This is a genomic window from Pseudarthrobacter sp. GQ63, assembly GCF_059758765.1.
In genome coordinates, this window is the sequence record NZ_JCAXEF010000004.1 from 220,134 (window position 1) to 239,409 (window position 19,276).

Genomic DNA, 19,276 nt, shown 5'->3' on the forward strand with positions numbered 1-19,276 from the left:
GGTTCTCTATTCATATGTCTCCCGCGACAATGCTGTCAAGGGTTTGTCACACCCGGCTGCTCGGCATTTCAGTAGTTACCCGGCGCTCTTGCACTTACTGCAGGTCATAACCGAACCCTCGCCCACCTCAATGAGAGGATGGTCACCATGAGTGCTCCCATCGCCAAGCCGTGGCTGTCCAGCCAGTCCGACCAGGACCCCCGTTCCGCTACCGGTTCTCCCCTGCGTTGGGGGATCATCGCCACGGGCGGTATCGCCCGCTCGGTGTCGCAGGACCTGGCCCTGCTGGCGGACGCGGAGCTGTATGCCGTCAGTTCACGGGGCCAGGACACGGCGGATGCCTTTGCGGTGGCGTACGACTTCGCGAAGGCTTACGGTGACGACGGCGGCGTGCCCGGCTACCAGCGGCTGCTCGCGGACGAGAAGGTGGACGTCGTCTACGTGGCGACGCCTCATGCCCAGCACCATGAAATCGTCCTCGCCGCGCTCAACGCCGGCAAGCACGTCCTGTGCGAGAAGGCCTTCACCATTAACGCCCGGGAAGCGTCCGAGCTCATCGACGTTGCCAGGAGCCGCAACCTGTTCCTCATGGAAGCGGTGTGGAGCCGCTTCCTGCCGAGCATGCAGCGGGCGTTCGAGATTGCCGCGTCCGGCGAGCTCGGCGACATCCATTGGGTCACGGCAGACCTTGGCTTCCCGGCCCCCTACTCCCCTACCGCCAGGTTGTGGGCCAGGAAGGACGGCGGCGGCGCCCTGCTGGACCTATCGGTGTACCCCCTTTTGTGGGCGCTGGGCACGCTCGGCTTTCCGCAGACCGTGAGTGCCACCGGGTTCATCAATGACGACGGTGTGGACGCGCAAAACGCGCTGACGTTGGGATACAACCACGGGGCGCAGGTGCAGCTTACGTCCTCGCTGCTGGCGCATGGTCCCCGGACCGCCACAGTGGCCGGAAGCCTCGGCTTCCTTCAAAGCGTGGGCTCCATTAATAATCCCGGTGAACTGACGGTATCCACGGGCTGGGACTCCCGCAGGACCGAAGCCTTTGAATCAGTGGGCCGCGGATACGTGTACGAGCTGCGCGAAGTAACACGCTGCATCCAGCAGGGGCTAACGGAAAGCCCGGTGATGCCGCTGGAGGACACCCTGAATACAATGCGGCTCTTTGACGGCGTCCGTGCGCAGCTCGGTGTCAGCTATCCGAACGACCGGCACTGAGCTTCGCAACGGGAAGCTTCGCCCCAACGTCACGTATGACATATGACCAGTTCCGGCGGCTCTGTAATCCCTGAGATGTGAAGTTTTCAGTTTTGTCGAGTTGTTTGAGCAGACCCTAGACTTCCTGCAACATTCGGTCTTAGGCTGTAGCCATCGTCGAATGCATCAGTACTGGGGGTGGTACGCATGGCTGGTAGTCGCTCGCCGTGGCGTGCCCTCCGTCCTGTGTTCCTTGCAGGCGCCGCCACCCTCACCTGGCTGACCTTTTCGGCGCCAGCTGCTTCGGCAGACACGCTGCAGGATGCAACTTCCCTGTTGGGGGGCGTCACCAGTTCAGTATCTTCGGTGGCGGAAGAGCTGCCCCTTTCCGTAGCCAGTCTTGCTGATCCCGCACCCGCCACCTCGGCACCGGCGCCAGACTCGCCGACGGGGCTGCTCCAGCCCCTGACGGGAGAGGTTTCCGGGCTTGCGGACCAGATTGTTTCGTCGGTACCGGTCGTCAACAACGTTATCCCTGCGGGAACGGTGTCCGTCATAGCTGTTCCAATCGCCGAATCCGTGGACGTGGCGGTGGCGGAAGCAGTGGAAACTGTTATTCCACCTGTGACCGAAGTACTTCCGGTCCTCGAGCCGGCCCTGCAGCCCGTTGAAGACCTGGTATCCGCCGGGCCAGAGCTTCCGGAGCTCCCCGTGGCGGTCCCTGATGATGTGGTGCCGTCTGCAGCCGTGCCCGGCGCGGTACGGGCCCTTGCTGCAACCAGCGTGGCTGTGGCGGCGGCACCTGCGGTGTCGGCTGAACTAGCTGCCACCGGCCATTTTGAGGGCCTGGGAACCGACACCCCCGCAGCGGGTCCGGTGGACGTAGCCACCACTTACGCGGCACTTCAAACTGCGGTTTTGGTACCCAATGTCAGCGAGGAGCAGCCGGGGGCGGCAGACCCATCGACCGCCCCTGCCCAGGCTCCTCTCGCCCCTGGTTCCGCCACGGGAAGCAGCACAACGTCGGCTGCCTCCGCCGGGGCGGCGGCATGGCTAAGCCCCTTCGACCTCAAGCTTCCTACCACCGGTGTTGTCCTTGCCGGTGAGTTCTCCGAGCATGCCCCCGCACCGGTGTCTTTCGACCCCGGTTCATCTCCTGACTAGTTGACGCCGCCTGCCATTGCGGCAGAAAACGGCCATCCGGGTTGCTGCTGAGCAGCCTGTACTCAACTTTTCAGGAGACATCACCATGAACTCGAACCTCCGCCGGGGAATGCTCGGCACCCTCTTTGCAGGCGGGCTCCTAGCCCTCAGTTGCACTGCGGCGCATGCCGCGGACACCACCAGTGGATCGGACCTTTCCGCATCCGCCCTCATCTCGGCGGCGGCGTCCGTTGACTCGACGTCGTTGGGCCAGCTGGGTGACCCAACGCCGTCCGTTTCAGCTGACGCTGCCGTCGCAGCCGACGTTGCGCTTGGAGGCGCCACCGGCGCGACGACGGACGCCACCGGCCTCGCCGCGGCGGCCTTCGTTGTCGCCGATGCCACCATCGGCGGCACCGGCACCAGCGGCGAACTCGTAGACACCAACGTCAACCTCACCATCGGCGGCAACGAGTCCAGCACCGGAACCACCGGGGAATTCGTAAATGCCAACGCCGACCTCACCATCGGCGCCAACGGAGCCTCCGGCACAACCGGCGAACTCGTAGATGCCGACGTCGATGCCACCATCGGCGGCACCGGCACCAGCGGCGACCTCATAGATGCCGACGTCGATGCCACCATCGGCGGCACCGGCACCAGCGGCGACCTCGCCGACGCCAACATCGATGCCACCATCGGCGGCACCGGCACCACCGGTGAACTCGCCGACGCCAACATCGATGCCACCATCGGCGGCACCGGCACCACCGGTGAACTCGCCGACGCCAACATCGACCTCACCATCGGCGCCAACGGAACCTCCGGCACCACCGGCGAACTCGTGGACGCCAACATCGACCTCACCATCGGCGCCAACGGAACCTCCGGCACCACCGGCGAACTCGTGGACGCCAACATCGATGCCACCGTCGGCGGCACCGGCACCAGCGGCGACCTCGTGGATACCAACGTTGACCTGACCATCGGCGGCATTGGCACCACCGGCAACGGGGAATTCATCGACGCGAACGTCGATGCCACGATCGGCGGAAGCACCGGCACCACCGGTGAACTCGCCGACGCCAACATCGACCTCACCATCGGCGGCAACAGCACCACCGGCGGCAGCGGCGCGATTGTCGATGCCAACGTTGACCTCATCATCGGCGGCACCGGTACGACCGACGCCGAAAACCCGGGAACGGGAACACCGGGAACCGACAACCCCGGCACCACTGACCCGGGTAACGGCACCACGGACGGCGTCGGCACCGTTGACCCAGGGGCCACGGATCCCGGCGCTGACAGCGGAACCACTGGGACTACGGGCACCACGGGCAACGGAAGTGGCACTGGCGCATTGACCGACGGATTCTCCACAGCACCTGCCGCCGGTTCCACCGCAGTTGGCGGTGCCATTGCAGTGGACACCCGTGCAAGCAGCGGCACCGGCAGCTCCCCGGCCCAAGGGGCCACTGCTTTGGCCAACACGGGTGTGGATGCCTCCCTGGCGCCCCTCGCCCTCCTGCTTCTGGTGGCAGGACTCCTGATGCTTCGTAAGCGGAAGCTGTCGTAGCGCCGGCCACCTGCTGACAGTGCCTGCACCACGCGCCTGAAGCGGCTGCAACGGAGCGGGCTGAAGGAAAGGAGGTCCGGAAAACACCACATCAAGACCACGCACAACATGTATTCAGCACACATGTCCTTGTGAACGGTGGTCCGGCGGCGAAAGCACACCTTTGCCGCCGGACCACCGGTGTGCGGCAGCTCGGCGGCCCCGGGTGAATCGTCCGTTTACTCCACCGCCCGTATAATTTGAGGTACGACAGTGCCGCAGCGCACCGGGAGGAACGGGTCATGGTGGCGGAATCGCCTAGCTCCATCAAGAATGAAGTGGTCGGCGGACGTTACCGGTTGGGTGAGGTGATTGGCCGCGGCGGTATGTCGTCGGTCTACTGTGCCCGGGACGAAAATCTGGGCCGCGACGTGGCACTCAAGCTCTTCGCTCCCCAAGCCCCGGACGCCGATGAACTCAAGCGCCAGGAAGCGGAGATCCAGCTTCTGGCAACCCTGAACCACCCCGGCCTGGTGACGCTGTTCGACGCCGGGATCGATACCCGCATCCCTGACGAGCCAAGGCCCTTCCTGACCATGGAACTCGTGGAGGGACAGGACCTGCGTGCCCGGATCCGGCACAGCACCGTGCCGCTGGAGGAACTGGCAGTCATCGGGGCCGGCATCGCCGACGCCCTGGCGTACGTCCACGGCCTCGGCGTCATCCACCGTGACATCAAGCCCGGCAATATCCTGCTGGTCCAGATCCGCCCCGGTGAACCGCTGCGGCCCAAGCTCACGGACTTTGGCATCGCCCGGATCGTGGACGCAACCCGGTTGACCGCAACGGGAACCATGGTGGGCACAGCTGCCTACCTCAGTCCCGAGCAGGCGCTCGGCAAGCCACTCGGCCCCTCCACCGACATCTACTCGCTCGGCCTGGTGCTGCTCGAATGCATCAAAGGCACCGTGGAATACCCGGGCAGCGCGGTGGAATCTGCGGTGGCGCGCCTGCACCGCGCACCGGAAATCCCCGAGGACCTGCCCGCCGAATGGGCTGACCTCATCCGCTCCATGACCGCCATCGAACCACTCGAACGGCCCGCCGCCGCGGACATCGAAACGGCGTTGCGGCAGGCGTTGGTTTCACCAGCCTCCACGCCGGGTGAACTTGCCCCGGAGACCACCCGGGTGCTGCCCGCGATGCCCTTCCACCCGCCGTCCATCACCGCCGAGGAATCCGTAGATGAGCTGCGGGAAGCGGCAGGCCCGAATGCTTCCCCCGCTGTTGGGCAAGTTCCGGGAACCGCGCACGAAGCCCTGAACCAGGACCGGGCGAAGGACAGTAAGAAGCGGACAAAGCGGTTCTGGCTCGCGGCGGTCCTGGCCCTCGTGGTGGTGGCGGCCGCGGTGGCTGCAGCGCTGATGACCCTGTCAGCCCAGTCGCCGCCCGACGTCGTGCCTTACCCCACGGTGACCGGTGTCCTGGGCGAGCACCTCGAGGAACTCCAGAAGAGCGTGGAACCGTGAGGCTGAGCTTTGCCGCTGGACGCGCGTCCGTGCTCGCATGGTCCGGTGCCTTCGTGGCGGCCGCGCTGCTGAGCGGCTGCGCGGCTGCGGAGGCCGGCCTTGAGCGCGAGGCGGCACGGCAGCTGCAGGCACGAGTCCTCGAGGTGACACAGGCGTCGTCGGAGAACAACCCCGCCGCCGCACTGCGGGCGCTGGAGGGGCTTGAAGCCGAACTGGAGGCCGCCCAGTCTGAAGGCCAGATTTCCGAGGAACGACGCCGGAGCATCACCACGATCGCCACGGCCGTCCGGGCGGATCTCACCGAAGCGATAGCTGCGGCGGAGAAAGCGGCGGCGGACAAGGCGGCCGAAGAGGCACGGATCGCTGAGGAGCAGGCCGCGGCGGCCACTCCCCCGCCAGCCGTCGAGGTCCCGGTCCCCGCGCCAGCCCCTGCGCCAGCGCCGGAAGGTGAGAAGGACGACGACAAGAAGGACAACGAGGGCAAGGGCAAAGGCAACGACTGACGCCACATGCGGAAGGGAGCACCCCGTCATGACGACGGCGGCGCTCCCCTCCGGCGGTGGCATCACCGGGCGGCGCCAGAGTTAGCCAAAGGCGTCAGCCGGCTGTTGCGTCAGCGGCCGCGACCGCTCAGGATTGGGCCGGTGATGCCGGGAACCGCTCCCACACCCTGTGGGCTGCCAGCAGGGCCGTCAGCTCTGAGACCAGTGACTCGGCGTCGCCCGCGGACACGATGCCCGGGGTGTCCTTCGGGATGCCCGCTGCGGCCAGGGCTTCGGCGCCGGAATCCCAGGTACCGATTGCCTTTGCGTGCCGGTACGCTTCCGTGAGCAGCAGCACTGCCCGCGGGTCGGAGGCGCCGCCGGGAGCGCCGGCCTTGGCATCCAGTCCGGGCGCAGCATCGGGGGCAGGCAGGGCGGCCGCCGCAACGATGACGGCGTCGAACTCGGTGGAACGTGCGGTGAGGTAGGTCCGCTGGACGGGGACCCCGCCGTCGTTCTCGGGTCCAAGGAAGCCGCCCGCCGGGGCGATGACCAGCGGGACGATGCCTTCCGCATCCAGCGCCTTCCGAGCCGCGTTCACGGCTGCCAGGTCGCTGTCCGCGTCCGCAAGGATGCCCACAACCCTGCCGGCGACCGGCCAGGTCCCGCCCATCTGGGACAGCGCGGGGCTGGGCTCTGAGTCCGCTACCTGTTCTGTTGCCTCCGGTGCGGGAAGGCCCAGTCCCTTGGCGACGGCGGCACACAGTTCCGCGTCCACGTTGGCGAGGGCCGCGAGCTGGCGTTCGCGGATGGACTTCTCGTAGCACTTGCCCAGTTCGAACGTGTAGGCCTGGATGACGTGGTCCCGCTCCACCGGGCTGAGGCTGCGGAAGAAGAGCCGTGCCTGGCTGAAGTGGTCGTCAAAGGACGCCGGGTTCTTCCGCTCCTTGATGGATGCGGCCAGCTCCTCCGGCACGTCGATGAAGGCCCCCACATCCTGGCCGGCCAGGAACGGGCAGCCGCCGTCAAGCGAGTTGGGCCGGTAAGGGGCCGCTCCGCCATGGACCGCCTGCTGGTGCATGCCGTCGCGCAGCATGTCGTTCACCGGGGCCTGCGGGCGGTTGATGGGGATCTGGGCGAAGTTCGGCCCGCCCAGCCGGGAGATCTGGGTGTCCAGGTAGGAGAACAGCCGCACCTGCAGCAGGGGATCGTTCGTGACGTCGATGCCGGGCACCAGATGGCCGGGGTGGAAGGCCACCTGTTCTGTTTCGGCGAAGTAGTTGGTGGGGTTGGCGTTGAGAGTCATGATGCCGATGGGCTGGACGGGGGCCAGTTCCTCGGGGACGAACTTGGTGGGATCCAGCAGGTCGATGCCTTCGAACATCTGGTCCTCGGTGTCCGGAAAGGTCTGGACGCCGAGTTCCCACTCAGGGAAGGCGCCTGCCTCGATCGCGTCGGCCAGGTCCCGGCGGTGGAAGTCAGGATCCATGCCGTTGATGATCTGCGCTTCCTCCCACACCAGCGAGTGGACGCCCTGCTTCGGCTTCCAGTGGAACTTCACCAGGGTGGTCCTGCCCTCGGCGTTCACAAACCTGAACGTGTGCACGCCGAAGCCTTCCATGGTCCGGAACGAACGCGGGATGCCGCGGTCGGACATGTTCCACATGGTGTGGGCCTGCGCCTCGGTGTGCAGGGAAACGAAGTCCCAGAAGGTGTCATGGGCGCTCTGGGCCTGCGGGATCTCCCGGTCCGGGTGCGGCTTCGCGGCATGGACGATGTCCGGGAACTTGATGCCGTCCTGGATGAAGAAGACCGGGATGTTGTTGCCGACGAGGTCATACGTGCCCTCGTCCGTGTAGAACTTGGTGGAGAAGCCGCGGGTGTCGCGGACCGTGTCCGCGGAGCCGCGGGAGCCGAGCACGGTTGAGAAACGGACAAAGACGGGCGTCTCCACGTCCTTGGCCAGGAAGCCCGCACGGGTGATGTTGGACCCGGTCCCGTAGGAGCGGAACACACCGTGGGCTCCCGCCCCGCGGGCGTGAACCACACGCTCGGGAATGCGCTCATGGTCAAAGTGGGTGATCTTTTCGCGCAGGTGATGGTCCTGCAGCAGGATGGGTCCGCGGGAACCTGCCTTCAGCGAGTGGTCCGTATCGCCAAGGCGAAGCCCCTGCGCGGTGGTCAGGTACTGGCCGGACTGGGCACGGGCAGTAGCCGGCGCGCCGGTGGGGCTTCCCGTCGGCGACACAGCCTCAGGGGCCTGCTGGTCCGGCTTCGGAGGCAGCGGCTCGCGTGGGGTGGTAGGTTCCTGGAGGCTGGCAGGTTCGCTGGCGGGGACGCCGGGAATCTGGATGTTGCTGTCTTCTGGCACGATTTTTTCTCCTCAGGATCGGCAACGTCAGCAGTCATCGGCGCAAACCGAGATACTAAGCGTACTTAGTACCCTAGCAACGATTCCTGCGGCCACAAGCTCTGCGCCTACCCTGAAAACACAAAAGCGGCGTTCCGGACATCCGGAACGCCGCTTTGCTGCAGTCCTAGCTCAGGGTTGCAATGACCTTGTTAAGTGTTGCCGAAGGACGCATCACCGCAGTTGCCTTGGCATCGTCCGGGCGGTAGTAGCCGCCGATATCCACCGGCGAGCCCTGGACCTCAGCCAGCTCGCCGACGATCGCCTCTTCCTTGGCGGAAAGCTCACCGGCGATGGAGCTGAAGGAGGCGGCCAGGTCGGCGTCGTCCGTCTGCTTGGCCAGTTCCTCAGCCCAGTAGCGGGCCAGGAAGTAGTGGCTGCCGCGGTTGTCCAGCTCGCCGGCACGGCGGCTGGGCGACTTGTTCTCCAGCAGGAACGTCCCGGTGGCGCGGTCCAGGGTGTCGGCCAGGACCTGCGCGCGGGCGTTGTTGGTGGTGGTGGCCAGGTGCTCGAAGCTGACGGCCAGGGCCAGGAACTCGCCCAGGCTGTCCCAGCGCAGGTGGTTTTCCTTGAGAAGCTGCTGGACGTGCTTGGGGGCAGACCCGCCTGCGCCGGTTTCGAACAGCCCGCCGCCGTTCATCAGCGGAACAACAGAGAGCATCTTGGCGCTGGTGCCCAGCTCAAGGATGGGGAACAGGTCCGTGAGGTAGTCGCGGAGCACGTTGCCGGACACCGAGATGGTGTCCTCACCCTTGCGGATGCGGTCCAGGGTGAAGGCGATCGCCTTGACCGGGGACATGATCTGGATGTCCAGGCCCTCGGTGTCGTGCTCCTTCAGGTACTCGTTGACCTTGGCGATGAGGTTGGCGTCGTGGGCGCGTTCCTCATCCAGCCAGAACACGGCCGGAGTCTGGGAGGCGCGGGCGCGGGTCACGGCCAGCTTGACCCAGTCGCGGATGGGCAGGTCCTTGGTCTGGCAGGCGCGCCAGATGTCGCCCTCGGAAACCTGGTGTTCAACCAGGACCTTCCCGGAGCCGTCCACGATCTGGACGGCTCCGGCTTCCTGGATTTCGAAGGTCTTGTCGTGGCTGCCGTATTCCTCGGCGGCCTGCGCCATGAGGCCGACGTTCGGCACGGTGCCCATGGTGGTGGGATCGTAGGCGCCGTTGGCACGGCAGTCATCGATGACCACCTGGTAGATGCCGGCGTAGGAGCTGTCCGGCAGGACGGCCAGGGTGTCGGCTTCCTTGCCGTCCGGGCCCCACATGTGGCCGGAGCTGCGGATCATGGCGGGCATGGAGGCGTCCACGATGACGTCGCTGGGGACGTTCAGGGTGGTGATGCCCTTGTCCGAGTCCACCATGGCCAGCGCGGGACCTTCCTCGAGGCCCTTCTTGATGAGGTTCTGCACGCCTTCGCGCACGTCCTCGGGCAGGTCCTCGAGGCTGCTCAGGATGGCGGCCAGGCCGTTGTTGGGGCTGATGCCGGCGGCGGAGAGCTGCTTGCCGTAGGTCTCGAACAGTTCGGAGAAGTAGGCCTTGACCACGTGGCCGAAGATGATGGGGTCCGAGACCTTCATCATGGTGGCCTTGAGGTGGGCGGAGAACAACACGCCCTCTTCCTTGGCGCGGGCAACCTGCGCCTTCAGGAATTCGTCCAGGGCGGCGGCGCGCATCACGGTGCCGTCGATGACCTCACCGGCCAGGACCGGGAAGGCCTTCTTCAGGACCTTGACCGAGCCGTCTTCGCGGACCAGCTGGATGGCGATGGTGCCCTCGGACTCCACAACCACGGACTTCTCGTTGGAACGGAAGTCGTCCTGGCCCATGGTGGCCACGTTGGTCTTCGAATCAGCAGTCCAGGCGCCCATGGAGTGCGGGTTCTGGCGTGCGTAGTTCTTGACGGACAGCGGTGCGCGGCGGTCCGAGTTGCCTTCACGCAGGACCGGGTTCACGGCGGAGCCCTTGATCTTGTCGTAGCGCGAGCGGATGGCCGTCTCCTCGTCCGAGGAGGGGTTGTCCGGGTAGTCCGGGAGGGCGTAGCCCTGTTCCTGCAGCTCGGCAATGGCGGCCTTCAGCTGCGGGATGGAAGCGCTGATGTTGGGCAGCTTGATGATGTTCGCTTCCGGCGTCTTTGCCAGCTCACCGAGTTCAGCAAGGGCGTCACCGATCTGCTGCTCGGGGGTCAGGTAGTCACCGAAGACGGCGATGATGCGGCCGGCGAGCGAAATGTCGCGGGTCTCTACCTCCACACCTGCTGTCGAGGCGAACGCCTCGATGATGGGCAGGAACGAATAGGTAGCCAGCATCGGCGCTTCGTCGGTGTGGGTGTAGATAATCTTGGACATGCGCGGGCGTCTCCCTGTGGGTCGGCTTGGTTGTGAAAATTCGGTCTATTTCACCATGTACAACTTACCCGAGCGCAGGGATTTCACCCCTACCGGGACTGCAGCGTTACCCCCGGCACGGGCAGGATTACAGCGATGGAGAACGGACGACGCCGGCACGCACCTGGGGCGCCCATCCGCCGTCGCGCTTTCCTCACCTGGGCATCCCGGCAGGCCGCTGACGGCCATACATGATACGTCACTACTATTTACAAACTTGTCATATGGCGATAAATTCGCAGGGTCACTCCGCCCCTTTCCGGGGCTATCTCCCCGTTACGACAGGACAATAATGACTCGCACCAGGTCTCTGGCTACCGGCTTCCTGAGCCTCTCAGCCGCTGCCGTTCTGGCACTCACCTCCGCCGGCGGAGCCACCGCTGCTCCGGCGGAGGACAAGGCAAGCCCTTCCGTCACCAGCACTGTCGTGGATGCCGCGGGCGTGGCCGACTACTGGACGGCCGACCGGATGCAGAGCGCCATCCCCGGAGACGTCCTCGCCGGAAAGGCGCTGGAACGGGGCAACCGCTCCAACGCCGGGCTCGTGGAAAAGGGCAAGAAGTCTGAGGTCAAGGCCACCAAGGGCAAGCCCACCATCGCCCAGAGCGAGGCGCCGGTCAAGCACATCGGCAAGGTCTTCTTCACCCTGGCTGGCTCGAACTACGTCTGCTCCGGCAACGCCGTAACCTCCGCCAATGAAAGCACCGTGTCCACGGCGGGCCACTGCCTCAACGAGGGGCCGGGAGCCTTCGCCACCAACTTCGCCTTTGTGCCGGCCTACGAGAACGGCGCCGAGCCCTATGGCAAGTGGACCGCCAAATCCCTCCACGCCCCCACCCAGTGGAGCGCCAACGGGGACATGGCCTACGACACCGGCTTTGCCGTCATGAACACGCTGAACGGCCAGACCCTTACGGACGTCGTGGGCGGATCCGGTGTGGCGTTCAACGAGGCCCGCGGCCTCACCTACAAGTCCTTCGGCTACCCCGCGGCATCGCCCTTCAACGGCCAGACCCTCAAGAGCTGCACCGGAACGGCCACGAACGATCCCAACAACCCGCAGTTTGAAACCCAGGGCATCCCCTGCGACATGACTGGCGGTTCCTCCGGCGGCCCGTGGTTCATCGGCACCAGCTCCGCGGGCGTCCAGAACTCCGTCAACAGCTACGGCTACAACCGCTCCGCAGTGATGTACGGCCCGTACTGGGGATCCGTCATCCAGCAGACCTACGCCAGTGCAGCAGCCTCCTAGAGACACCCCGTCCGGCCAGGATCCCGTCAGCCACGCCGAACTGGGCCAGACGCACGAGGAGATCCTCGAGTACTGGACAGCGGAACGGATGGCGGAGGCCAAGCCCCGGGAGCTGCGGCTTCCGGAGGAGGGTCCGCGCCTCAAGCAGAGGGGCGCGGACGCTGATGGGCAGGGGGCCGGAACCCCTGGGTAGGACAAAGCCTGGCAACGACGACGGCGCCCGTCCCCTTCGGGGGGCGGGCGCCGTCGTCGTTAACTCATCGATTGCTCCATACCTGCCGTTATCGGATGCGAAAACGTCAGGTACGTGGGCCCACGCCGGCAGGGTTCCCTGGCCGTGGAGCCGCTCCGGCGAGGGCCCCGGCCCGAGCTTGCGAGGGCAGGGAGCCGGTGCGGATGCAGCGAGGCTAGGGTGCCGGTGGGGAGCAATGGGTGGGACTAGTGGAAGAAGTGGCGTGCCCCGGTGAAGTACATGGTGATGCCGGCGGCGTTGGCCGCGGCGATGACTTCCTCGTCCCGGACGGAACCGCCGGGCTGGACCACGGCGCGGACGCCGGCGTCGATCAGGATCTGCAGGCCGTCGGCAAACGGGAAGAACGCGTCGGAAGCTGCAACGGCTTCGCGGGCGCGCTCAGGTGCGCCGGCACCGCTGGCGTTCGAGGCACCGCCCGCACCTTCGACGTCGGACTCTACCTGTACGCCCAGCGTGTTGGCCCGCTCGACGGCCAGGCGGCAGGAGTCCAGGCGGTTGACCTGGCCCATGCCGATGCCCACGGCAGCGCCGTCCTGGGCGAGGAGGATGGCGTTGGACTTCGCTGCGCGGCAGGCGGTCCAGGCGAAGGCGAGGTCCGCGAGCGTCTTCTCGTCGGCGGCTTCACCCGCAGCCAGGGTCCAGTTGGCGGGGTTGTCGCCGTCGGCGTCCACCTTGTCGCTGACCTGGACCAGCATGCCGCCCGAGACCTGGCGGAACTCCGTGGGGTAGCGGCCGTAGCCTTCCGGCAGGGCGAGCAGGCGGATGTTCTTCTTCTTGGACAGGATCTCCACGGCCTCCGGTTCGAAGCCCGGCGCGATGACCACCTCGGTGAAGATGTCCTTGACGGTATTGGCCATGGCCGCGGTGACCGGGCGGTTGGCTGCGATCACGCCGCCGAAAGCCGAGACGGGATCGCAGGCGTGGGCCTTGGCGTGGGCGTCGGCGATCGGGTCCGCGGCATCCGCGGACCCGACGGCAACGCCGCAGGGGTTGGCGTGCTTGATGATGGCCACGGCCGGCTCGCTGAAATCGTAGGCGGCGCGGAGGGCGGCGTCCGCGTCAACGAAGTTGTTGTAGCTCATGGCCTTGCCGTGCAGCTGGTCTGCCTGGGCAATGCCCACCGGGGCAGCCTTGTCCACGTACAGGGCAGCCTGCTGGTGCGGGTTCTCGCCGTAACGCAGCACCTCGGAGCGCTCCAGGGACAGACCGGCGTAGGCGGGCCAGTCGATGACGCCGTCGCCGTCTTCATCCAGGAACTGGCTCGCGGTCCAGGTGGCCACGGCGTTGTCGTAGGAAGCCGTGTGGGCGAACGCCTTGGCGGCCAGCCGGCGTCGTGTCTTCAAATCAAAGCCGCCCTCAGCGGCCGCGGTGACCACCTGGCCGTAGAAGGACGGGTCCACCACAATGGCGACGGCGGCGTGGTTCTTCGCGGCGGAGCGCACCATGGCGGGGCCTCCGATGTCGATCTGTTCGACGACGTCGTCCTGGCCGGCGCCGGACTTGACGGTTTCCACGAACGGGTAGAGGTTCACCACCACGAGGTCGAAGGGTTCGATCTCCATCTGCGTGAGGGTGTCCATGTGGGCTGCCACGCGGCGGTCCGCCAGGATGCCGCCGTGCACGCGCGGGTGCAGGGTCTTGACCCGGCCGTCCAGCATCTCCGGGGAACCCGTGACTTCCTCGACTTCCTGGACCGGGATGCCTGCGGCGGCGATCTTCTTGGCCGTGGAGCCGGTGGACACGAGCTTCACCCCCGCTGCATGCAGGCCCTGCGCGAGCTCCTCCAGACCGGTCTTGTCGTAAACCGAGATCAGTGCCCGGCGGATGGGAACACGGTCGATGGATACGCGCTCATGCTGCGTGAAGCTCACAAATGTCTCCGTCTTATGTCGCGGAACAGTGCCGCGGTTGGTGGGGATACGGCCCAGTTTATCCCGAAGCGGTGGTTGCCCCGCGAGTCGGCCGGAGTGTGAACCCCCGTGCGCCCGGCTAAAGTTTTCCCAGGAGGCTGCGATGAATACTTACACCACTGTGCCGAGCGGCGAACAGGTGGTCCAGGAACTGCCCTGGCGATGGAAAGTCCAGGGCAAGATCTTCTTGATCGGCGGCCTCGGCTTCATGTTCGATGCCTGGGATGTGACCCTCAACGGCATCCTCATTCCCTTGCTCTCCACCCACTGGGCGCTTTCCCCGGGCGAGGTGGCCTGGGTGGGCACCTCGAACCTCATCGGCATGGCCGTGGGCGCGTTTGTATGGGGCACCATCGCCGACACCATCGGACGCAAAAAGGCCTTCACAGCCACGCTGCTGATCTTCTCGCTCTTCACTGTCCTGGGCGCCTTTTCCCCCGACTTCATCTGGTTCTGTGTGTTCCGCTTTATGGCCGGGTTTGGCCTGGGCGGCTGCATCCCGGTGGATTACGCACTGGTGGGTGAGTTCACCCCCCGCAAGCAGCGCGGCAAGGTCCTCACGGCGATGGACGGCTGGTGGCCGGTGGGGGCAGCCCTGGCGGGCTTTGTGTCCGCCGGGCTTGTGGCCCTCTACGGCGACTGGCGGCTGACCATGCTGGTGATGGTCCTGCCCGCCCTGCTGGTGTTCTGGGTCCGGCGCAGCGTTCCCGAGTCCCCGTTGTTCCTGATCCGCAAGGGCCGGCGTGAAGAGGCGGCCAAGGTGATCGACGGGCTGGTGGCCGCGACCGGTGCGGAACCCCGCGCCTACAGCCTGCCCGATGCCAAGGAAGTGCCGCGGCTCTCGGCCGGCAGCGCCTGGCACCAGCTGCGGCTGGTCTGGCAGTTCAACTGGAAGATTACGGCCACGGCCTGGGCCCTGTTCTTCAGCATCCTGCTGGTCTACTACCTGTCATTGACCTGGATGCCCAGGATCCTGATCGGCGCCGGGTTCGCGGAGTACAAGGCCTTTGTCACCACGGCGTCCATGGCAGCCGTGGGGCTTTTGGGTGTGGTTGTGGCCGCCCTCCTGGTGGAACGGGTTGGGCGCAAATGGATCCTGGCCATCACCGGCCCGTTGTCCGCGCTGACCTTGGTGATCGTGGCTTTTGTGGTGGACATCCCCACGGCGGCGGTGTTCTGGCTGCTGGTGTTCGGGTTCGTGGTGCAGGTGGCCATCCCGGTGCTGTACGCCTACGTGTCCGAGCTCTACCCCACCGAGCTGCGCGGCACCGGCTTCGGCTGGGCGTCCACGTTCTCCCGCCTGGGTGCCGGCTTCGGGCCGCTGATTTTCGCCAACTACTTCTGGCCCGAGCTGGGGCTGGCCACGTCCTTCGCCCTCGCCGGCGGGCTGGTGCTGATTGCGGTGCTGTGGATGGCGTTCTTCTCCCCGGAGACCAAGCAGCGCCGCCTCGAGTAACCCCCTCCCCCACCCCAACTAGGTAGCAGCAGATGTCGCTTTGAGCCCGTATTCCGGCATCTGCTGCTACCTAGTTGGGCGACCAGCCTCGGTTCAGCAGTGCCGAACGGACTTTGGCGACGGCGGACCGCGCCTCGTTCTCCATGTGCCGCTTCGAGATCCTCACAAGCAGCCAGTCTGCCCGGGCAAAGTCCTCTTCACGGGCAATATCGCGGACGATCTGAGCAGCCTCGGAATGCCCTTCGCCGTCGTACTCCACCGCTACTTTCTGTTCCGGATAGCTCAGGTCGGGTTGGCGGACGACGCCGGAACCCAGGTCCCTGACCATGTTCAGCAGAGGTTCGGGCAATCCGGCGTCCTCCAGCGCAAGCCGCAGCCTGGTTTCCTGCGCGGAGTCCGCCCCTACCCGGGACCGGTCAACCGCAACCCGGGCCTTCCTGATACCGGGCGTCCCTTTGTGCCGGTCGAGCATTTCCTCAAGATCCTCCCGGGTTGCATGGGGCTCGGACCTGCCCTCGAAGTCCGGCCGCGGAATCCGCAGCAGGTGATCGGCAACAACAGTCAATTCTTCGATGCTCATCTTGCGGGAACAGTCCAACCAGGTCCTCGCCCGAGAGGTGATCAGAAGGCCGTTATGGGTCACGATCTCGTCAGCAAAAAACTGGCCGCGGTGTCCCCGGACTCCGCTTCGGCGCGGAATGGCTTTAGTGTCCGGCCTGGAGATGTGGGTAATGGGGTCGTCCTTCCCAGGGAGGAACCCTGGGAAGGACCACAGCGTGAAGGCCGTCGCATGGGAGGCTGCAGAGAATCCGGTGACCAGTGTCAACGGCCGGACAATCGACTCCCGGTCAAAAAGCCGAGGGTGAAACGTCTGCCTGATCCCGCGGCTCGGAGTGTCCAGAGAATGGTGCCGCAGCCGCCCTACTGTAACTCCGGCGTCGGCCGCTTCCCGGAAAGTAAAGGCGCCGAATGGAAGCAGTTCTGGCATTGGCCGCGGAGTTCTCATGGCTCATCGTGGCAAATTTCCGGCCGGGACCGCCGAAGTTATCCACAGGAGCGCCCCTGCTCCCCAAGTAGGTAGCAGCAGATGTCGGTTTGGGCCCCTATTCCGACATCTGCTGCTACCTAGTTGGGTGGGGCGGAGGGGTCAGGCGGGGAGGTTCGAGGCGCCGGCGCGGTGGCCGGCGGCGAGGGAGGCCAGGGTGGACACCAGCAGGCGGCGCTCCACGACTTTGATGCGCTCATGCAGGGTTTCCTCGGTGTCGGAATCCTCGATGGCCACGGCCTCCTGCGCGATGATGGGGCCGGTGTCCACGCCGGCGTCAGCCCAATGCACGGTGCAGCCGGTGACCTTAACGCCGTAGGCCATCGCATCCCGCACCCCGTGGGCGCCCGGGAACGCCGGAAGCAGTGCCGGGTGGGTGTTCAGGTACTTGCCGTTGAAGGCATCGATGAACTCCGGGCTGACGATGCGCATGAACCCGGAGGAGACCACCACATCGGGCTGGAACCGGGCCACGGCGCCGGTCAGCGCGGCATTCCAGGCAGCGCGGTCCGGGTACGCCTTGAAGTCAACCACGAACGTGGGGATGCCTGCGGCCCCGGACCGTTCCACCCCGAAGGTCCCCTGACGGTCGGCACCCACAGCCGCGATTTCCACGTCCAGCTCCCCCGCCCTGACCGCGTCGATGACAGCCTGGAGGTTGGACCCGGTACCGGAAACGAGGACTACTATGCGCATGGCTCTAGCTTATGGGCAGGCTCGCGTAGGCTGGAAAACATGAACACCTCCCCCGAACCGGCTGGGCAGCAGCGGACCAGGCCGCCGCTCAGCGAGGCAGCCAAAGCCTCGCTGTCCAAGACCCATACCCTGTTCCGGATGTTCGTCATCTCCGTGATCGGCTCCTTCTTCGTCTACCAGCTGGACGTCAACTACCTCTGGCTGACCGGGATCCTCACGGTGGCCAGTGTGGCCCTGGGCGTTGTCCTCCTGGTGCGGGCCGCGAAGCTGAAGGAATCCAAGCTCGTCCTGATCGGCACCATCTCCGGCCTGGTGGTGTCCGCCATCATGGCGCTGCTGATCCTGGTGACCGCAGTGTTCTTCGACGAAGTGCGCCAGTACCAGGCATGCATGGGCCGGGCTCTCACGGACCAGGCACAGTCGGCGTGCCGGGTCCAGCTGGAAAGCTCACTGCCCCGGCAGCTCCCCTAGCCGGCCGCGCCACCCTCGCGCAGGGGCGCTGCCGCTAAGCCCGGGAAACCAGTTCCGCGTCCTCGTCCGACACCGCCTGCTCACGTTCCAGCCACGGCCCGGCCGCGTAACCGATCACGACGCCGACAGCCACTTCCGCAGCCAGCCACACCGCGGTCCAGAGCGGGTCCGGACCAATGTCCGTCAGGCGGCCGATTCCCGCCGAGCCGCGGGCCAGCCACGCCAGGCCAAAGGACAGGAGCCCGGCTGCCAGTCCCGCGAGGACCCCCAGCACCAGGGTGGAGACTGTTGCCGTGCACCAGCGGGCACGGACCTTGATGGAAAGCCACTCATCGAAGTGGTTTTCGCCTTCGCGCAGGAACCACCAGCCGGCCAACACGCCCGCCAGCACCGGGACGATCAGGGCCACGAAGGCGTAGTCCAGCGGCCCGGACGGGATAGCGGCCAGCACCGGGATGGAGGGCAGCGGTCCGACGGCGGTTCCCAGGGGACCCACCTGTGAACCGACCCCCATGGCAAAGCCGGCCCCCGACGTCCAGGCCAGGGCGAAGACCGCAAGGTTGGGAAGGAAGCCGAGCTGTGCGATGGTCAGGGCGGCACCCCCTACGGCGCCGGCGTCGAGCGCCTCATAGACGGCAACCACAAGGTTCCAGTGGATGAACAGGTCAACCGCCAGCAGCACGCCAGCCAAGGCCAGCGCGGAAACGGTGGCCACAAAACCGGCCTTGCCGGCGGAAGCGAGGTAGGAGCCCGCCCACCGCGAATGCTGGCTGGTGCGGGAAATCCAGTCCACGGCGTCGACGCCGATGAGCCGGCTCCAGGAACCGGCTTCACGCCGCGCGCCGATCACCATGCCGAGCGCGTAGGGAATGAGAGGAATCAGCATGGCAAACCAGGGATTAATGCCCACATCCGGGGTACGACAGACGAAGCCGGTGGCCGTTCCGAAGGCGGCGTAGACAACCCATGAGCCGAGCAATGCCTGCCAGAGCTGGTCTGTGTAGGAAGCGCGGGCAAGGCGCCGTCCGGCCCGCCACGCAAGGAGGAAAGGCAGCAGCGTCAGGCCCAGCGGAATCAGCGACAGGACGCCGGATTCCCCGTTGCCGGCAGCGTCGGAGCCCGCGGCGCTGAGTTCCAGCGGAACTCCATGGACCAGCAGCCAGGACTGTCCCGCCAACCGGGCCAGGACGTCGAAGGAGCTGTCCTGGAAGCCGGCAGTGGCCCACACTGCGATGATCGGGGCAATCACCACCAGCGCGGAAATGATGGCTGCCTGCGCCGTTTCGAGGGCACCCTGCAGCCACAAGGGCATGGGAAGGCCACGGTCTCCGGTCTGGTCAGCACGCATTTTCATCGTGCCCCATGGTGTCACGGCAGGGGCGCCCGGGCCGGGAACGACAGGCTCATCCGCCGGATCGGCGGAAAGTCCGGCGCACACTGTTCCGGCGCTTTTCGAGGTGGTCCGCCGTAAAATTTAACTGTCCACAA

At 66.1% G+C, this 19,276-nt stretch carries 15 protein-coding genes; 9 read left to right on the forward strand and 6 right to left on the reverse strand.

Features of this window, described 5'->3' with window-relative positions:
- Positions 1–147 precede the first annotated feature (147 nt).
- From AC6CHP_RS09895 to AC6CHP_RS09915, 5 genes are all read left to right on the forward strand, one after another.
- Positions 148–1,218 (forward strand): Gfo/Idh/MocA family protein, encoded by a 1,071-nt coding sequence (locus AC6CHP_RS09895; protein WP_377195092.1) that lies wholly within the window; start codon positions 148–150, stop codon positions 1,216–1,218.
- Between the two features lie 186 nt (positions 1,219–1,404).
- On the forward strand, positions 1,405–2,361 hold the full coding sequence (locus tag AC6CHP_RS09900; protein ID WP_377195091.1) for a hypothetical protein: 957 nt from the start codon (positions 1,405–1,407) through the stop codon (positions 2,359–2,361).
- 85 nt (positions 2,362–2,446) lie between these two features.
- The gene (locus AC6CHP_RS09905; protein WP_498229504.1) at positions 2,447–3,919 is read left to right on the forward strand and encodes a beta strand repeat-containing protein; all 1,473 of its coding nucleotides are present in this window, start codon (positions 2,447–2,449) and stop codon (positions 3,917–3,919) included.
- A 281-nt stretch (positions 3,920–4,200) separates the two neighbouring features.
- Positions 4,201–5,427: a serine/threonine-protein kinase gene (locus AC6CHP_RS09910; protein WP_498229506.1), complete on the forward strand. Its 1,227-nt coding sequence runs from the start codon at positions 4,201–4,203 to the stop codon at positions 5,425–5,427.
- Positions 5,424–5,930, forward strand: coding sequence for a hypothetical protein (locus AC6CHP_RS09915; protein WP_229675350.1), 507 nt, complete (start codon positions 5,424–5,426; stop codon positions 5,928–5,930). Before AC6CHP_RS09910 ends, AC6CHP_RS09915 begins: the two co-directional genes overlap by 4 nt.
- Positions 5,931–6,057: 127 nt before the next feature.
- On the opposite strand, the gene AC6CHP_RS09920 is transcribed toward AC6CHP_RS09915, so the two are convergent.
- Both AC6CHP_RS09920 and AC6CHP_RS09925 read right to left on the reverse strand, forming a co-directional pair.
- A complete protein-coding gene (locus AC6CHP_RS09920) occupies positions 6,058–8,280 on the reverse strand; it encodes a catalase (protein ID WP_498229508.1) in 2,223 nt (740 codons plus the stop codon).
- 166 nt (positions 8,281–8,446) lie between these two features.
- Positions 8,447–10,666, reverse strand: a complete 2,220-nt coding sequence (locus AC6CHP_RS09925; protein WP_498229510.1) for an NADP-dependent isocitrate dehydrogenase — start codon at positions 10,664–10,666, stop codon at positions 8,447–8,449.
- A gap of 331 nt (positions 10,667–10,997) precedes the next feature.
- Between AC6CHP_RS09925 and AC6CHP_RS09930 the strand changes: the two genes are divergently transcribed.
- Together AC6CHP_RS09930 and AC6CHP_RS09935 are read left to right on the forward strand one after the other, a co-directional pair.
- Positions 10,998–11,957: a trypsin-like serine peptidase gene (locus AC6CHP_RS09930; protein WP_498229512.1), complete on the forward strand. Its 960-nt coding sequence runs from the start codon at positions 10,998–11,000 to the stop codon at positions 11,955–11,957.
- Positions 11,941–12,150: a hypothetical protein gene (locus AC6CHP_RS09935; RefSeq protein WP_498229514.1), complete on the forward strand. Its 210-nt coding sequence runs from the start codon at positions 11,941–11,943 to the stop codon at positions 12,148–12,150. The genes AC6CHP_RS09930 and AC6CHP_RS09935 overlap by 17 nt, the downstream gene beginning before the upstream one ends.
- 245 nt (positions 12,151–12,395) lie before the next feature.
- Here AC6CHP_RS09935 and purH read toward each other — a convergent pair whose 3' ends face one another.
- A complete protein-coding gene (purH, locus tag AC6CHP_RS09940; protein ID WP_498229516.1) occupies positions 12,396–14,081 on the reverse strand; it encodes a bifunctional phosphoribosylaminoimidazolecarboxamide formyltransferase/IMP cyclohydrolase in 1,686 nt (561 codons plus the stop codon).
- A gap of 142 nt (positions 14,082–14,223) precedes the next feature.
- Here purH and AC6CHP_RS09945 point away from each other — a divergent pair, with 142 nt between their 5' ends.
- Entirely contained in the window at positions 14,224–15,576 is a 1,353-nt protein-coding gene (locus AC6CHP_RS09945) for an MFS transporter (protein WP_104185440.1), read from the forward strand.
- A gap of 70 nt (positions 15,577–15,646) precedes the next feature.
- Here the strand turns inward: AC6CHP_RS09945 and AC6CHP_RS09950 are convergent, their stop codons facing one another.
- The gene (locus AC6CHP_RS09950) at positions 15,647–16,156 is read right to left on the reverse strand and encodes a putative endonuclease domain-containing protein (protein WP_498229518.1); all 510 of its coding nucleotides are present in this window, start codon (positions 16,154–16,156) and stop codon (positions 15,647–15,649) included.
- Positions 16,157–16,723: 567 nt separating this feature from the next.
- Complete coding sequence (gene purN, locus AC6CHP_RS09955) at positions 16,724–17,317, reverse strand: phosphoribosylglycinamide formyltransferase (RefSeq protein ID WP_498229520.1); 594 nt, start codon at positions 17,315–17,317, stop codon at positions 16,724–16,726.
- 39 nt (positions 17,318–17,356) lie between these two features.
- Here purN and AC6CHP_RS09960 point away from each other — a divergent pair, with 39 nt between their 5' ends.
- Positions 17,357–17,788, forward strand: a complete 432-nt coding sequence (locus AC6CHP_RS09960) for a hypothetical protein (RefSeq protein ID WP_377195270.1) — start codon at positions 17,357–17,359, stop codon at positions 17,786–17,788.
- Between the two features lie 34 nt (positions 17,789–17,822).
- On the opposite strand, the gene AC6CHP_RS09965 is transcribed toward AC6CHP_RS09960, so the two are convergent.
- Positions 17,823–19,142 (reverse strand): cell division protein PerM, encoded by a 1,320-nt coding sequence (locus tag AC6CHP_RS09965; RefSeq protein WP_498229523.1) that lies wholly within the window; start codon positions 19,140–19,142, stop codon positions 17,823–17,825.
- Positions 19,143–19,276 lie beyond the last annotated feature (134 nt).

Excerpts from the sequence above, each read along its gene's own strand:
- AC6CHP_RS09895 (WP_377195092.1), top strand. The coding sequence starts at position 148 with ATGAGTGCTCCCATCGCCAAGCCGTGGCTGTCCAGCCAGTCCGACCAG.
- AC6CHP_RS09900 (WP_377195091.1), top strand. The coding sequence starts at position 1,405 with ATGGCTGGTAGTCGCTCGCCGTGGCGTGCCCTCCGTCCTGTGTTCCTT.
- AC6CHP_RS09905 (WP_498229504.1), top strand. The coding sequence starts at position 2,447 with ATGAACTCGAACCTCCGCCGGGGAATGCTCGGCACCCTCTTTGCAGGC.
- AC6CHP_RS09910 (WP_498229506.1), top strand. The coding sequence starts at position 4,201 with ATGGTGGCGGAATCGCCTAGCTCCATCAAGAATGAAGTGGTCGGCGGA.
- AC6CHP_RS09925 (WP_498229510.1), bottom strand. The coding sequence starts at position 10,666 with ATGTCCAAGATTATCTACACCCACACCGACGAAGCGCCGATGCTGGCT.
- AC6CHP_RS09930 (WP_498229512.1), top strand. The coding sequence starts at position 10,998 with ATGACTCGCACCAGGTCTCTGGCTACCGGCTTCCTGAGCCTCTCAGCC.
- AC6CHP_RS09945 (WP_104185440.1), top strand. The coding sequence starts at position 14,224 with ATGAATACTTACACCACTGTGCCGAGCGGCGAACAGGTGGTCCAGGAA.
- AC6CHP_RS09950 (WP_498229518.1), bottom strand. The coding sequence starts at position 16,156 with ATGAGCATCGAAGAATTGACTGTTGTTGCCGATCACCTGCTGCGGATT.
- purN (WP_498229520.1), bottom strand. The coding sequence starts at position 17,317 with ATGCGCATAGTAGTCCTCGTTTCCGGTACCGGGTCCAACCTCCAGGCT.
- AC6CHP_RS09960 (WP_377195270.1), top strand. The coding sequence starts at position 17,357 with ATGAACACCTCCCCCGAACCGGCTGGGCAGCAGCGGACCAGGCCGCCG.
- AC6CHP_RS09965 (WP_498229523.1), bottom strand. The coding sequence starts at position 19,142 with ATGAAAATGCGTGCTGACCAGACCGGAGACCGTGGCCTTCCCATGCCC.